This window comes from Streptoalloteichus tenebrarius (genome assembly GCF_024171885.1).
GTDB classification, from domain to species: domain Bacteria; phylum Actinomycetota; class Actinomycetes; order Mycobacteriales; family Pseudonocardiaceae; genus Streptoalloteichus; species Streptoalloteichus tenebrarius.
Map to the genome: position 1 here is coordinate 125,742 of NZ_JAMTCP010000003.1, position 15,216 is coordinate 140,957.

Here is a 15,216-nt window from a genome sequence, read left to right on the forward strand (position 1 = left end):
CCGCCAGCGAGTGGGAGCGGGTGGGTCGGGAGAGCTGGACCTCAGCGGGGTCGTAGTCGGGCTCTGGTGACCGCCGGAGGGGGCGGAACTCCGGCGAAGACCACGGTGCCAGAGCCGCCCCTGTCCGGGGTCCCGCACGGGAGCCGGTCAGCATCGGGGACGACAGACGCGTCGGGCTCGTCCTATAGCCGGAGGATGTGGGTGGCCACGGTTCCGAACTTCTCCAGCAGGGGAACCACTTCGGCGGCGTAGTCCGGCGCGTCGATGGTCACCTCGTAGTGGTGGTCCTCCCCCGGCGTCTTGAAGAGGTAGTTTGCCGTGACGCTCCGGGTCCCCACGAACCGGAGTTCCACTCCCGCCGGCCAGTCACTGCCCTGGAAGAGCGGCCGGTAGGGCTCGCACCACGAGGGCAGGATCAGCGTCGTGAAGCCCCCCTCGCCTGGTGGAAGGACGTCCGAGGGCACACGGGACTCGTACAGGGAACTCCTTTCCCCGGACATCGCCACACGCTCGGCCGGCTCGGTCACCACCGCCATCGCCGTGTTCCGCACCCGGGCTTCCAGCTCGTGTCGACGGCTGCGCAACAGCTCCTCCCTGGCCCTGTCGGTGAGTTCCCGCAGGATTTGCGCGCGCATGGCGGCGACCAGAGACGGGTCCTCCTCCAGCTTGGGCGCGCTCAGCTCCGGCAGTTCGGGCAGCCCTTCCAATCCGGGCAGCGCCTCCAGTTCCGGCAGTTCCGGCAGCTCGGGCAGCCCTTCCAGTTCTGGCAGTCCCTCCAGTTCGGACAGCTCTTCCAGCGAGGAGAGCCCCGCAGGCTCCTTCGCACCGCCCAGGTCCCTCAGCCGCCGCTCCAGCTCGTCCAGCTCGTTCTTCTCCTGGGCCCTGGCCCCTTCCTCCAGCCTGGCCCGTACCGCCTGCTCCAGCTCCTGCTCGCTGATCGACAACGCGGAACCTTGCAGGAGTTCCGCCAGCCGATCACGGCCCTTCTGCTCCATGGCGACGCTGAAGCTCCCGTGCATCGGCACGGTCAGCGACTGCTCCACGACCTCGCGAGCGGCCTTCGCGCGGTTCTCGGCCGCCGCGACGTCGAGGACGTTGACCGCGAGAGCGGTCTCCTCCCCCGTGTCCACCGACCCCTTGTAGCCGATGTTCCGCGCCGCCAACGTCTTCCGACCGAGAATTCCCTCCCGGCAGATCCCCTGGACGAGGTCGACCATGGCGGCGACCTGCTCGACCTGACGTTGGAGGTCGGCCGCGTCGGTCGCGCTCAGGACCGCGCCCTGTCCCTGCCGGACGAGGAAGTCCAGGACGGCGCGACCCCGGTCGGTCAACGTCGCCGGGTCGGGGAGATGCGCGATCGGGTCCGTCACCTCCTGGCCACCCACCTCGACCAGGCGTTGGACTCGTGGCGCCGTGGCTGGCGCCCTCGCGGTCCCCTTCCCGGAGCCTCGTCCACGCTTCGCCGGGGGCTGCCCTTCGGTTTCCTTCGCGGCGCGCTTCTGGCCGGTCGGAAGTCCGACACCGAGCGCGCAATTGATGTCCACCACACCGGAGGGAAGCTTTCCTTGCAGCCTGGCCGGCAGCGGTTCGTCCGGGGCGTTGGGAACGCGGTCCCGGGAGACCAGTTCCGCCCGGGCCTTCACCTGCTTCCCCACCGCCTTCAGCGCCTTGTCCTTCTCCGCCGGCCACGTCTGCCCCTCCACCTCGACCTGGTAGTGGACTCCCCACAGCTTGTTGTGCCGGAAACCGCCCTGGGGAGCGGTCTCGGCGGCCAGGGAGTCCGCCGCGTCGATGGTGTCCTTGACCGGTTTCTCGAACCTGTTCTTCATGTCCATGTTCGCGTTGTGGCTCAGCGGTGTCAGGTTCTTCGACTCCCCCGGGCCGCCGACGTTGTCGTTGAGCAGATGCCCCTTGATCCACAGGTGGGAGTCGCCGTAGAGCGTGCTGAGATCCTCGACCGCCGTACACTCGCCCCGGCGCGGTGGGGAGCCCAGACCGGACTTTCCGGCGCCCGGTCCGAGCTGGACGTCGACGCTGGTTCCGCCCTTGAACGTCGACTGGGGCCTGCCGTAGACGGGTCCCGCCCAGAAGACGTGGTCGGCCGGGGTGTACCGGGGCACCCGCTCCCGGGTCGACTGCCGAACCCGCTGCACGACCGGCACTTCCGGGCTCACGTCCGGCGCGCCAGCCGCGCGGCCCGCAACCCCGTGCTCCGTGTCGGAAGCCATGGCGTGGGCCGCGCGCTCCCCCGCGTCGCCGGGATCGCTGATCACGAGCCCGTCGGCGGTGGGGGTTCCGGGGACCGGCCCCTCGCGTTGCTGGAGCACGTGGCTGAGTTCATGCCGGAGCACGGCGTGGTTGGTCATGTCGACGCCGGAGCCGAGCACGACGTGCGACCCGGACGTGTAGGCGAGGGCGTCGACCGCCCTGGCCGACTGGTGCGCCAGCGAGTCCGAGTGGACCCGCACGTCGGACAAGTCCGCGCCGAACCGGCTTTCCATGTCATCACGAACATGTGCGGGGAGAGGGCTGCCCGACTGTTGGAGCACGTCCCGCACCAACCCGCCTCGATCACGCACGGACGAACCGTCCTGTCCGGACTGCCGCTTCCCCGCCTTGTCCATGTCCGTCGTCTCCCGTCGGTGCTGGGCCGGAGGTGGTGGGATCAGGGGTTCACGTAGACGCAGTACAGCTTGTCCTTCAGGGGGGCCAGTCCGGCCGCCGTCTTCGACACGAGCCCGGTCCACTGGTCCTGGCTCCACCCGTCGCCCCGCGACGTGCTCCACACCAACGACGTGCCGTCGGTGTCGACGTGGAAGCAGTGGAGCAGTCCGGAGTAGACACAGAGCGCCGGTTGCGAGCCGTCGACGTACTGGGGGAAGTCCTGCTGGAGACGCCACGACGGCTCCACGTACGTGCTCCAGTTCAGGCTGGAACCCTCCTCCCTCCCCGGGTAGGCACACCACAGGCGCGCCTGGTACGCCGCGAGCGTGGGTGATCCCTTCACCTCGCCGCTCATGGGCTTTTCGGTGTCTTTCCACTGTTTCCCGTCATTCACCCACAGCGCGACCTCGGCGTCCGTCTTCTGGTAGGCGCAGTAGACGTTGCCCCTGTACGCCGTGAGGCCGGGACCGAGGGGCGAGGACGCTCCGCTGATCTCGATCCTCTCGGACTCCCACGTGTTGTTGCTGAACGTCACCGAGTACAGCTTGGTGTCACTGGCCCCTCGGTGGACGCAGTACAACTTGTCGTGTGCGACGGCGAGGGCAGGTGCTTCGCCAGACGTGAAGGTGGAGATCGGCGTTGCCGGCGACCAATTGCTCCCGTCCCACCTCGTCCAGTACAGGGCCTTGTTCTTCCCGGTGAACACACAGAACAGCACGTCCTTGTAGACGGCCAGGGCGGGCGCGTGCGATGTCGTGGCGTTGCCGATCTGTCCCTTCCGGGGCCAGACGTTGCCGTCGAACTCTGCCCAGTACAACTCGTCGCTCACGGCGTTGTCCTCCTCCTGTTCCGGCAGGTCATTCGAGTGAGAATCCGACGGCGACGAAGCTGAAACCCCTGGCCAGGGGATGCCCGTTGGGAGCGCCGGTCTGGATGCGGAACCTGTCTTTGGTCACACCCAGGATGACCAGGTTCGCCAGCGTGTTCACGATGGTGGTGCTGGTGGGGTCGTCCGGGTAGAGCTGGGTGGCGACGACAGCCGGAGGTTCGAGGAAGTGCGCGCCGTTCACGAACAGAACGTCGAACATTCCGGTGTGCTTCTCGACCTTCTGGACGAAGAACCCCTCGCCGCGTGGCTCGCCCTGCGCCGTGACGGACCCGAAGATGATCTGCTGCCCCATGGCCACCTACTCTGTTTCGTCCGGGTTGAGACTGCTGTGGAGAGCGGCGCTCGTGTGCGGCTCGCCGTCCGGTTCCGGTCCGCCGTGGAGAAGAAGCTCGCGCTCGACCCAGCCGTAGAAGCGCTGTCCGAACTCGCCTGGAGTGATCGGGAGCCCGAACTTCTGGTACTCCCGCCCCATCGAGACGACCAGGTCGTGGGTGCTGACCGTCCTGGCGCTCGGGTCCGCGCCCAACGCGCGGAACGTGCCGGCGAGCACGACATTGCGGATCAACCCGCCGGCGACCGCGAATCTCGTGGCCAGTTCGGTCAGGTCGTCGTCAGGCGGTGGGGCCAGGGACGCCGGGAACAGGCCACGCCAGATGCGGAGCCGGGCGTCCGCGTCCGGGACGGGGAAGTCGACGAGTGCGTCGAGTCGCCGCAGGAAGGCGGAGTCGATGTTCTGCCGCAGGTTGGTGGCGAGGACGAGGACGCCCTCGAACTCCTCCACGCGCTGGAGGAGATAGGACACCTCCAGGTTGGCCCAGCGGTCACGGGCCTCGCGCACCGTGCCTCGGCGGCCGAACAACGCGTCGGCCTCGTCGAAGAACAGGATGGCGTTGCCGTGCTCGGCGTCGGTGAAGACGCGGTCGAGGTTCTTCTCGGTCTCCCCCACGTACTTGCTGGCGATCGCCGCGATGTTGACCTTGTGCAGGTCGGTGCCCTGATGCCGGGCGAGCAGCTCGGCGGCCGTGGTCTTGCCGGTGCCCGAGGCGCCGGTGAACAGGGCGACGACGCCACGGCCGAGGGCGAGCCGCCGCCCGAAGCCGAGCGAGTGGTGCACCTGGCCGTGCAGGCTGACGCGTTGGACCAGCTCGTCCAGTTGGCGACGGCTCGCGGCCGGCAGCACCAGGTCGTCGAGGGTGAGTTCGCTCCTCGGCTCGATGCGCCGCGCGTAGGCGACGGAGTGCCCGCACTGGCGTCGACATCCTTCGTCCAGGTCCTCGCGGCGCAGGCGCGGCACGGCGGGCTCCCGGAGCGTGGCGATCGTGAGCGCGGCGTCGCACGCGTCCCGTGTCTGCCCCGGCGTGAGCCGGAAGGTGTTGGCCAGTCGGGTGGCCACCTGGTCGCGGTCGGGGCTCGGCTCCTCCCAGGCGTCGCACGGCGGCAGGGTGGCCAACCACAGGCGACGGCGTTGCTCGAAGTCAGGAAGGCCGAGGGTGACGTGGAGGAAGCGACTGCCGCGCCACGTCACCTCCGGGGCGTCGGCCGTGGTCAGCAGGGTGAGTCCGGGGAAGTCCTCCGCCGCCGTGACGAGGTCCGTCCACAGTTCACCCCGCCCGGGGCCGTGCAGGAGGTCGATTCCGACCCAACACAGCGCGGCGCCCCGCAGTCGCGCCTCCCGGTAGCAGCGGCGCACGACCTCGGGCCACTCCCGACGCAGCGCGAGGCCGACGTCGGCGCGCAGCAGGGGGATGCCGGCGTCGGCGCAGAGCGCGGCGGCGACGGACCGACGCCCGGAACCCGGCCGGCCGTGCAGGGAGATCACGACCGACCGCGGGTCGTCACGCAACCACTCGGCGAGCCGGCCGAGCTGCTTGTCCAGTTCAGGGGGAAGGATGAGATCCGCGAGACCCGGTGGTCCGCCCACCACGGAGACCACTCCGGCAACGGTCTCGTCAAGCGCGTCGTCGTCCATCAGGTACCGGGCGATCCTGGGGTCCGGACGCACCGTGCCGTCCTGGCCCAAAACCACCAGATGGTGTCTGAGGAGCGGCCCCTCGCGGGCGAAGACGCTCCACGCCTGGCTGGTGCCCGCCAGGTGTGGGGCCGCGACCGCGAGCGCGGCGCGCACTGTCAGACCGTCATGGCCCTCGTCGTCGGCGAGTGTCGCGACCAGGCTCGCGTACCGGGGATCGACCTCGGACAACAGGCACAACAGCAGCACGTCCCGGTGGCACTCGTCGAGGCCGAACCGTTGGGTCAGGGTGTGCAGCCGCAGGGGAACCGAGGTCGCCGCCAGGCGCTCGGCGACACGGCCCGCGAGGTCCCGTGCGACGGCGCGGTACTCCTCGGGAGAGGAGTCCACACCGGACTCGTAGTCCTGGTTGGACGCCGCGACCTCGGCGCAGAGGAGCTGGGAGACGCGGGTGAGTTCGTCCCGCAGATGGGAGAGGCTGTCGTGGTAGCCGGTCTCGGTCATGCCGCCTCCATGCGGTAGGTCACCATTCGGCCGTCGAGCCAGGGCACGTGGGCGAGCGGGGCGTCGTAGCCGGCGAGGCGCACCACGACGTCCAGCGGTCCGGGCGCCAGCTCGACGACGAGTTCTCGTTCCGAGAGCCGAACCCGCCCTGGCCGGCGTGCGAAGTGGGTGACCAGGTAGGGCACGCTCGATCCGGCGAACTTCCCGAGCCACCGGGACCAGGCCCGCACCACGGCGAGCGCCAGCACGCCGAGCGCCTGGTCGGCCTCGGGGACGCCGAGTCGGCCCTCCTCCAGGACGTCGCCGTCGTCGAGCTGGTCAGGAGCGTCGACGACGCGTTGCGCGAGGACGGCGTCCAGCACCGCGTCCCGCATCGCGGCACTCTCGTCCTCGGTGATCTCCAACCAGGGCAGGAGCAACTCCTCGGGATCACCGGTCGGCATCCCGGCGAAGGCCAGGACGGCGGGGTCGTCCGGTGGCGCTCCGGTGAGTCGGGTGGCGAGGGCCAGCGGCGTGGCGGTCAGGGCGTGGCCGAATCCGGCCCGGGTGAGGATGCCGGGGAGACGGAGGTCCACGACCGCTCGGAGCAGGAGCAGTACTCCCGCGCACGGACTGTCGGTCGCGTCGGTGCCGGTCGATGCGCGGGCCGACACCAGAGCGGCGACCAACCGGTCGGCGTCGCTGTCGTGTCCGATCCCAGTTTCGTCGTGTCCGATCCCAGTTTCGGGGACGCCACGAGCTGTCGACGCTGACGCGACGAGCGCCCTGGTGGCCGATGTGTTTGCCCTCGCCGACCGCCTCAGCCGCACGTCGTCTGGTTCCGTGTCCTCCTGTCGCGGGGTTGCCACGGCTGGCCGCCCGCCCGCGAGCGCGAGCGCCTCCGCCCAGCGACGCAGGACGTGCGTCGTGATCTCCTCGGCGGCGGGGCTCGACGCCCACTCCGGGTGTCGAGCCGCGAGGGCTGCCCGGAGCAGGAGCAGTGAATAGGGGCCTGGTCCGGCCGCCGCGAGTCGTGTCCTGAGTTCCGCCGCGCCCGCCTCGTTCGTGACGAGGTGCAGCAGTGCCCGGAGCACGGCCGTCTCCTCCGGTCCGATCGCTTGGTCTTCTCGTCCTGTGCTGATGTTCTGCTGCGTCGTCGCCACGCCGTCGTCTGCTCCTGGTGTCTCGGGGCCCGCGTCGCTGCTGCTCGGGGCATGAGCCGAGGTGAGAGAAACGCCGTCGAACAGCGGGATGTGAGTACGTGAGGGCTGCCCAGGGACGAGGGGCGTGGCGAGCGCGAAATTCACACCTTCCGACCGGGCTCCGTCGAGGAGGTCAGGAAGCACCGATCCCGTCACCGGCGTGACCAGGCGGGACCCCGAGGTCGTGTTCAGTTCACCGCTGGACAGGAGCGCGTCGAGTTCCGAAGGTGGCGGCCACTCCGGTCTTGTCCCGGTGCGGAGTCGGGGGACACCGCTTGCTCGGCCCGGCAGCTCGGACCAGGTGATCTCCCCGCGTGCCAGTGCGACCGCCCAGGGCTCCGGGAGACCGAACCCGAGGAGAACACGGACCAGCTCCCCCAGGCTCGCCCTGCCACGGCGAACGAGCGTGAGCAGGCGCGCGATCTCGGGGTGCCTCACAGTCCGGCCCGAGTAGAGGTGAGAGGGGGAAGCCGCCTGTCCCGGCACCAGCAAGGTGGCATCAGCGGGGCGCGGGGCACTGACGCCGAACCCGCCAGCGATAACCACACCGCCAGCACCCCACACGGCGCCAGCACGGCCCGCCCGGGCCGCAGCGCCGACACCGGGCACACCTCCAACCGCACCGGCCGCAGCAGCACCCCAGGCACCGTCCGCACCTTCCACAGCGCCGACACCTTCTACCGCAACGCCAGCACGGCCCGCCCGGGCCGCAGCGCCGACACCGGGCACACCTCCAACCGCACCGGCCGCAGCAGCACCCCAGGCACCGTCCGCACCTTCCACAGCGCCGACACCTTCTACCGCAACGCCAGCACCCGGCACCGCATCCCCCGCAACGCCAGCACCTTCCACGCCGTCCCCGCCGGCGGCACCTTGAAAGGCTGCGGGACCGGCCATACCTCCGATAGCGGGGGCACCGCAGGTACCGCCCACATGAGCCGCAGCGCGCGCACGGACCACACCTCCCACGGCGCCGTCCGCACCCTCCGCACCGGCAGCACCTGGCGCACCTCCCGGGCTGGCCGTACTGGTGGCGCTGGCGGCGTCCCCTGTGGCGTGCTCGGCGATTCGACGACGATCGCGACGAGTACGAGGGCCGGCTGGTCGGCCCGAGGGCGCGAAGAGAGGAGGAGGAAACCCCTCTGTTCGCCGCTCCTCTTCCTGGTTGGCTCGACTCTGCTCCATTGGGAGCGACTCGTGGGGGCGTTGGCGCAGGCGCGCCTCCAGAAGGGGAAGGTTCAGCCACTCCAGTTCGGCCCGCAACGATGTGGGGATCTCAGCCGGAGGCAGGCGCACCGCGCCCATCTCGGCCAGGTAACACAGGAGATCGGCGACGATCTCGGACAACGAGTCGGGGTCCAGCCAGTCCGGAGAGGACGGGCGCTGTTGGCGCCGGGCGACGGCCAGCGCTGGTTGACGGGTACCGGTCCACAGCGAACAGGCGTCGGCGAAGCGCAGTGCGACGCCGACGAGAGGGTCCATTGTGGAGGCTTGTCCCAGAAGAGGGCGCGGCGCTCCAGGACAGTCCACTGAGGACTGTGAAGCTGAGGCGAGTTCCGCCACCGCCTCGCGGTCCAGGGCGTCCAGGACCTCGGTCAGCGCGCCCTGTCCGTGCAGGGCCGCGAGCACGGGCACGACGTCCTGGGCGGGCACCGCCTCACGGATCACCACGCTGACCGGGCTGTGGTGGAACCGGCCCAGCGGACGGTAGTACCACTCGTCCCATGCCGATCCCCTGACCCGCGCGAGCAGGTAGGAGGCGAGGTACGCGGCTTCGTCGGCGAAACGGACGACGGCGTCGTGGTCCCGTCCGCCGTGGGTGATCGCGGCGACGACGGCTGCCCCGAGTTGCCGCGCCCACTCCCGCGGCAGGTTCGGCGCCCGCGTGTCGAGCCGGACCTCGGCGACCAGATCGCGGATCAGGTACACGGCTGGGTCGACGTCGAGCACCGGGGCGAGTTCGGCCTCCAGCGCGGTGGCGAGGTCCGTCCGCGCCACCTGGTGAACCCGCTCGGCGACCAGGGGATCACCCGCGTTGACCAGGTACTCGCAGTGCAGTGTCGCGATCTGGGCGTCCACCGGTCACGCCCCCTGCTGCCCGTGGCCGTACTGACCGACCACGTCCTTCAGGATCCGCGCCGCGTGCTGATGCCGTTCCCACAGCAGGTGGACGAACTGCGGGATGAGGTCGGGACTCGCCCCGAACAGGGCGGCGACGCCCGCGGCCAACGACTCCTCGGTCGGAGTGGGCAGGGCGGTCGGGGCGGCTTCCCCGGACGCCCCGACCGCCCCGGCCGCCCCCACCTCCATGGCGGCTCCCACTCCGCCTTCGAGTTTGCCGTTCACGACCAGGGTGCCGTGGACGGTCACGGTGTTGTCCGCCCCGACGGTGAGGAACGGACTGAAGCCGTTCTTCTCGACGGACCAGGAACCCACGACGAGCGCGCTCGTGCGGTCGCCGGGAAGCTCGACGCGCAGTTCCTGCTTGTTGGTCTTCGCGTCCTTCGCCGTGTACACCTTCCACGGGAGTCGTGTCTTGGGTTCGACTGTCCTAGCAGGGAAGGCCAGGGCGCCACCCTCGATGCGCACCTCACCGGTGACCGACATCCCCTTGGGAAAGCGCGCCCCCTTCTCGCTGACGCCCAGAAGCTCCTGGTCCTGGTCGCTCTTCCGCAGGACGACTCCGAAGTCGCGTTTCGGCTCGGTCTGGGTCGGTGTGAGGTCCAGGCGCACGTTGTCGTCCGGATGCCGCACCGATCCGGCGCGCGCGCCCGCGTAGCGCCGGCTTCCGTGGTCGACGACGAAGGACTGCCCGGGCTGTCCTCCGGCCATCACCCTGGCGAGCAGGACCGGCCACTTGGCGGCCTCGTCGGGTGAGGGGTGGATCGGCCCCAGTTTGAGGTCACCCTCCGGGACCTTGGGCGGCTTGTCCGGATTGGCCGGTCCCTGCGCCGGCGTGACCAGGACTCGTGGTTCCTCGACCCACCGGTAGTAGTTCGACCACGGCACGTTCTTCTGGGGGCAGGTGGCGTATCCCGGAGGCGCGGGGTCGGCGGCGTAGCAGTAGTAGTACAGCCAGACGTCGTAGGTGCGCACCTCGTCGACACTGGGTTGGATCGGCACGTCCGCCGGTGACAGCAGCACGAGTTCCCTGCCGTAGCCGTCGATGGCGAACCCCGGCAGGACGACCAGCCGGTCCCTGTCCTTCTGGAGGTCGAGTTTCAGGCCGGCGACCACGCCCCAGGTGTGGCCGGTCCGGTTGTGCCAACGGCGCATGCGCACGTGGTAGTCCTGTTCGGCCTGGAAGTCCTCCAGCCGCAGGTCCTGGCCGTCCGAGTAGCTGACCCGTTTGACGCGGTCCTCGTCCACGGTGCCCCTCCCTGGGAGTCAGACAGGCCTCAGGCGTTGTCCTTGAGCTGCCACTCGGCGACGCCGCACCCGTGGCAGAGCTGTCGGGTCGGCAGCACACCGAGCACGTTCGCCACGACACGGGCCGGCCCGGTGGCCGAGACCTGGACGTCCTCCTTGGCGACGGCGGTCCCGCGGGGCGGCAGGTTGGGCTTGGTCTGGAAGAGTTGTGCCTTGGTCGCCTGGATGTTGTTGGACGGCACGACGGTCACCACGATCGACGCCCGCGGCACGGGGAGCGGCCCCGTGTTGGTGATGGTGACCGTGACGGTCAGCTTGTTCTTCTCACTCTGTTCGGGCTGGACGGTCACCTGGAGCGCGTTCTCCGGCGGGGCGGTTCCCGGTGGCGAGTTGAGGACGATCATCCCGTGGACCTTGAGTGAACCGTGGACCGTGGTGACCCCTCCGGCGTTGACGGTGAGCACCGGTGTCCGAGCCCCACCGGACGCGACCGTCCGCACGCTGATCTGGTTCGGGTCGAGGACCCCCTCGGCCAACGGTGTCGGCAACTCGATGCGCCACTCGGGGTGTGGTGGCGCCTTGTCGTCACCTTCCTCTCCGCCCTTGAGCCGGTACCAGTGCCACGGCTCGGAGCCCGACGGCGGCGAGGGGCGCTCGCCGAAGGAGACCGGTCCCTGGCCGCCCAGCTCCAGCCCGCTCGTGACGACGGCCCCGGTCACCGCGCAGTTCTGGTCCCTGCCGAGGCTGAGGCGACGCGTCGGCCGGCCACCGTCGCCGGGAACGTCGACGGCGAACGCGACCGCCGCGTCCTCCCGTCCGATGAGGACGGTGGTGCCGGTGGGCGAGATCAGGTTCGCGGCGACGAGCGCTCCGTCGGGGTGGACCCTGTCGTCGTGTTGGGCGCGTGCCTCGGCGCGGTAGTGTCGCTCGCCCTCCCAGATGGCCGCGTCCAAGACCTGCCCCTCCACGTACCGCGGCCGTTCATAACGTCGAACCGATGGTGACACGTCACCCCTCCTTGACGAGATTGGTCATGCCCACGATCCACCGTCGACCCTTGGGAACCTGAGAGAGATTCGACTGGATGTAACTGAGGCGAACGAGCGCGCCCTTCTCCGCACACGGGGCGTTCGCGAACATCTGCTTGAGCTTCTGGTTCGTCTCCGGAACCCACTCAACCCATTCCGACACGGTGACGCCATGTTGAGCGAGCACCCCGTCGATCTCGTCCATGTCGCCGCCCAGGATCTCCGTCAGATTGGTCTGGCCGGAGGGTGCGGGTTTCGTGGGTGACCCGAACAGGGTGCGATAGGGCCGAGTGGTCCTGATGTCGTGGATCTTCCAGAGACTCTGGTCATTCGGCCGGGTCAGCCAGACCCGACCGAGTCGGACGTCGCCGGCCTGTTCGGGGGGGACGGGTCCGCGCACCAGACGGTCGATCTGCTCGAGCACGATCCACAGGAGCAGTTCCAGACAGTTCCGTTCGGACATCTCCGCCTGCTCGACCGCCAGGGGGAGAAAGGCGTACCGGTGTGGCGGCTTCGGCATCACTGCCTTCAACCAGTCCCGACGTTTGTTCACGGGTATGTCGGCGGGGAACTTGTCGTCGATCGCCTTCTGAAGTGGACGGACCGCCTCTTCGTAACGCTTCTTCCACTCCTTCCAGTCGGGGAGGTCGCCCTCTCCGGACACTGGCCTCACATCGACGCGGTACTTCTCAGCCATGCGCGAGTCGTGGCAGTCCCCGCCGCCTCCCCCTTCTCCGTTGACCGACCCGCATGTGCTGTCCTGAGCGGAGTGCGGGCTGGGCGGGCGGAGCCCCCGGGTCGGCCGGAACGACTTCTCGTCGTAGCGGAGCACGAGGTCGACGACGCAGGACGTGTCGCTCCCGCACGCCTTGCTGAGATCCTCGACGTGTGCTTTCGGCACGACCACATCGTCGCCGTTGGCGGTGACCGCGTGCCCCGGACCAATGTTGATCGTCGCGTCCTTATCGGCCGACAGTTCGAGCCCTCGGACCACACCCCAGCCCTGTCGGAGCGAGGCCAGCCAACGCTTGTTCCTGACCCAGGTCACGAGCGTGGTCAGGTCGTCCTCGGTCAGCATCTGACCGGCGAAGAACAGGGGCCGGGTGAGTTCCTCGAACGACTTCTGCTTCGACGCATCCTCGGACGAGCGCTGGTCCTCATCCTGCCCGTGGGTGGAGGCGCCGAGGGTGTTGGAGGTGTTGCCCGGGTCCGTCATGTCCGCTGCTCCTCACCCTCACCACGCCCGCCACTGGCCACGAACCAGCTCCGGAAGTCGCCGCCCGGTGTGCCGTTGCCGCTGGGAAGCCGCCCCAGCAGGAACGTCCCGTCCACCGCCAACCCGCGTTCGTCCTCCAGGAAGTCGCAGTACAGGGTCACGTGGATCACCGTTCCCGGCCGGAGTTGTCGGACGAAGTCCGGGTGCACCTCGTAGACGGCGCTTCGGCGGGACGCCTCGTCCAGACGGGGTGGTCTGAGGAAGGGGACGGGCCGGCGTGCCTCCTTGGGGTCAGTGGAGTACTCCGCGAGGAAGGTCCACTGGTTCACCCCGCGAGCGCCGTCCTCCGACGCCCGCAGCGGGCGCTCGAAGTCGACGCGCAGTTCCCCTTCGAGGGTCGACTCGCCGCCGTGCGTCCAGTTGAGGCCGGTGACCCGGGTCAACCTCCTCGACAACGGGGTGTCGACCGACTCGATGTCGTAGTTCCCGTTACCCCTGGGCACGATCTTGGCGAGCGGCACCAGTTTCTCGTCCTGGGTGTTCAGGTCGGCCGTAGGCAGCTTGACCGCGTCCCGGTACCGGTTGTACTGCTTCTTGTCCGGGTCCGCCGCGCCTTCGTAGAAGGTCGGGACCTCCTCGGCGAACCGCTGGTCAAACTCCGCGCAGAGGAGGAAGGGCGTGTCCCGCGACTGCTGACTCCCGCAGGACGACGGCCCCAGGGGAAGGCGGACCGGCTGTCTGCGGGTGAGCACCAGTTCCCGTCCCAGGCGATCGATGGCCCACCCCGATTCCACCACCGCCCAGTTCTTGCACTGGTCCTTGTTGGGGTGGTGCTTGACCGTCATCCCGTGCACGACGCCCCAACCGTGGAAGGCGCGATTGTGCAGCCGCAGACGGCTGAGCAGGTAGTCGGTGTCCGCCGCGAAGTCGTTCGCGGTCATGAACTTGCCGGCGTAGTACAGATTGCGTTCGGTCACCGGCAGCGGGACCTGGGGCGCGGGATCTTGCAGATGTCCACTGTGGTCCTGGGACATGCCGACTCCTCAGATCGTCGCGCAGGGGTCGTCGTCCTGCGCCGGTGACGCGGCAGGCCGGGTGGGTTCCACTCGCGGCAGTGCCACGACCGTGTCGACACCGACGGTCGACTGGACCTCGACGCGCAGCGCCGCGCTGGTCCAGCGCAGCTCGTACTCGGTGGTCGCCGGCCGCTCCTCCTCCAGCAGGCGGCAGACGGCCTGCGCCAAGCCCGGCTTCTCCTTCCACTCCAGAAGGAGGTACACCTGGAACCGCTGGCCCACCGTGTTGACGCTGGCGGCCATGTCACTGGTGGGATCGCCAGCGTTCAGCAGCCTGGCCTTGCCCAGTTGGGAGTACGCGCCGATTCGGAGGCGCCCGATCATCGCCTCACTCCACAGGTGGAGTGGCCGGCCCAACGTGGACTGCCCGGGGATGTTGAGCGCCAGCCAGGCGCCCTGGCCAGCTTTCCCCTCGACCACGCGAGGGAACCCGCTGCCTTCTGTGCGGATGCCGAACCGGGAGTGGAGCAGCGCGGAGATCAGGGCGCGGAGGGCGTCCGGGGTCCCCCGACGCCGCCGTACGTCGAGGTTGGCCCGCACCCACCGCCTCGGGTGGAGGTCACCTTCGTCCAGTCCGACGCCGAACCAGCTCGCCAGCAGCCGGAGCATCGCCGAGGAGGGCGCGGACTCGGGTGCGTAGAGCGCGGGCAGGTGGGTGATCGTGTCGGACAGGTCGTCCCAGACTCCCAACAACGACATGAGGAAGCGGTCGAGGAAGTCCCGGCTGTCGGGGGCGGACCGGTAGACCTCGGGCAGGAAGTCGAGGTGGGACGCGCGGGGGTAGTGCGCGCGGAGCGCACGGACACGCGGGGTGCACCACCCGGGGCCGCGCAGGCACAGCCGGACGGCGAGGTACCGACCAGGGCGGCTGCGGACCGGCCAGTCCACGGCGCCGCCCGTCGCGGTTCGTCCAATATGGACCGCCTGTCCCGCCTGCCCGCCGCACCGGCTCCACTCGATCAGCGCGTCGGGTCCCGGCGGTTCGTCGAAGGTGGTGGTGTCGACGGTCACCGACGTGCCGGGTGGAAGTCGGACGTCCAACGCGACGCGGTCCCAGTCGCACCGGTGGACCCGGCTGTCGAGGAGGAGACTGGTCCACCACCCTTTCCTGACGTAGGTCCGGCGGACGCGGGAGGGCGCGGCCGCCAGCGGGGCCGTGAGGTGCGCTGGCCTTCCCGTGGTGGCGCTTCCGCCGGGCGGCACTCCTCCGGAGAGTCGCAGGTTGTGGCGGACGGTGATCCCGTCGCTCGCCTGTGTGCGCCAGCCGGTCCGGCCGTCCAACAACCAGTGTGTGGGTCGCTGTGGTCGCACCGCGCCTCC

At 69.6% G+C, this 15,216-nt stretch carries 11 protein-coding genes; all 11 read right to left on the reverse strand.

Annotation, left to right across the window (positions count from 1 at the left end; translation table 11 throughout):
- Positions 1-182 precede the first annotated feature (182 nt).
- The 11 genes from LX15_RS04190 to LX15_RS32960 all read right to left on the reverse strand — a co-directional run bounded on the left by LX15_RS04190 (position 183) and on the right by LX15_RS32960 (position 15,207).
- Entirely contained in the window at positions 183-2,624 is a 2,442-nt protein-coding gene (locus LX15_RS04190) for an eCIS core domain-containing protein (protein ID WP_301303990.1), read from the reverse strand.
- Between the two features lie 41 nt (positions 2,625-2,665).
- Complete coding sequence (locus LX15_RS04195; protein WP_253668131.1) at positions 2,666-3,493, reverse strand: hypothetical protein; 828 nt, start codon at positions 3,491-3,493, stop codon at positions 2,666-2,668.
- 28 nt (positions 3,494-3,521) lie between these two features.
- The gene (locus tag LX15_RS04200) at positions 3,522-3,845 is read right to left on the reverse strand and encodes a hypothetical protein (RefSeq protein ID WP_253668132.1); all 324 of its coding nucleotides are present in this window, start codon (positions 3,843-3,845) and stop codon (positions 3,522-3,524) included.
- A gap of 6 nt (positions 3,846-3,851) precedes the next feature.
- Positions 3,852-6,026: an AAA family ATPase gene (locus LX15_RS04205; RefSeq protein ID WP_253668133.1), complete on the reverse strand. Its 2,175-nt coding sequence runs from the start codon at positions 6,024-6,026 to the stop codon at positions 3,852-3,854.
- Entirely contained in the window at positions 6,023-7,099 is a 1,077-nt protein-coding gene (locus LX15_RS04210) for a hypothetical protein (protein ID WP_253668134.1), read from the reverse strand. Before LX15_RS04210 ends, LX15_RS04205 begins: the two co-directional genes overlap by 4 nt.
- A gap of 905 nt (positions 7,100-8,004) precedes the next feature.
- A complete protein-coding gene (locus LX15_RS04215) occupies positions 8,005-8,208 on the reverse strand; it encodes a hypothetical protein (RefSeq protein WP_253668135.1) in 204 nt (67 codons plus the stop codon).
- Between the two features lie 1,081 nt (positions 8,209-9,289).
- On the reverse strand, positions 9,290-10,576 hold the full coding sequence (locus LX15_RS04220) for a single stranded DNA-binding domain-containing protein (RefSeq protein ID WP_253668136.1): 1,287 nt from the start codon (positions 10,574-10,576) through the stop codon (positions 9,290-9,292).
- Between the two features lie 29 nt (positions 10,577-10,605).
- The gene (locus LX15_RS04225; protein ID WP_253668137.1) at positions 10,606-11,529 is read right to left on the reverse strand and encodes a hypothetical protein; all 924 of its coding nucleotides are present in this window, start codon (positions 11,527-11,529) and stop codon (positions 10,606-10,608) included.
- Between the two features lie 55 nt (positions 11,530-11,584).
- Positions 11,585-12,820, reverse strand: coding sequence for a hypothetical protein (locus LX15_RS04230; RefSeq protein ID WP_253668138.1), 1,236 nt, complete (start codon positions 12,818-12,820; stop codon positions 11,585-11,587).
- Positions 12,817-13,854 carry a hypothetical protein gene (locus LX15_RS04235; protein WP_253668139.1) on the reverse strand — a complete coding sequence of 346 codons (1,038 nt, stop codon included), beginning with the start codon at positions 13,852-13,854 and terminating at the stop codon, positions 12,817-12,819. The genes LX15_RS04230 and LX15_RS04235 overlap by 4 nt, the downstream gene beginning before the upstream one ends.
- 9 nt (positions 13,855-13,863) lie before the next feature.
- Positions 13,864-15,207 carry a phage tail protein gene (locus LX15_RS32960; protein ID WP_253668140.1) on the reverse strand — a complete coding sequence of 448 codons (1,344 nt, stop codon included), beginning with the start codon at positions 15,205-15,207 and terminating at the stop codon, positions 13,864-13,866.
- Positions 15,208-15,216: the final 9 nt, after the last annotated feature.

Bases quoted from the DNA above. Each gene is read 5' to 3' on its own strand.
- LX15_RS04235 (WP_253668139.1), bottom strand. From the start codon at position 13,854: ATGTCCCAGGACCACAGTGGACATCTGCAAGATCCCGCGCCCCAGGTC.
- LX15_RS04200 (WP_253668132.1), bottom strand. From the start codon at position 3,845: ATGGGGCAGCAGATCATCTTCGGGTCCGTCACGGCGCAGGGCGAGCCA.
- LX15_RS04205 (WP_253668133.1), bottom strand. From the start codon at position 6,026: ATGACCGAGACCGGCTACCACGACAGCCTCTCCCATCTGCGGGACGAA.
- LX15_RS04230 (WP_253668138.1), bottom strand. From the start codon at position 12,820: ATGACGGACCCGGGCAACACCTCCAACACCCTCGGCGCCTCCACCCAC.
- LX15_RS04190 (WP_301303990.1), bottom strand. From the start codon at position 2,624: ATGGACAAGGCGGGGAAGCGGCAGTCCGGACAGGACGGTTCGTCCGTG.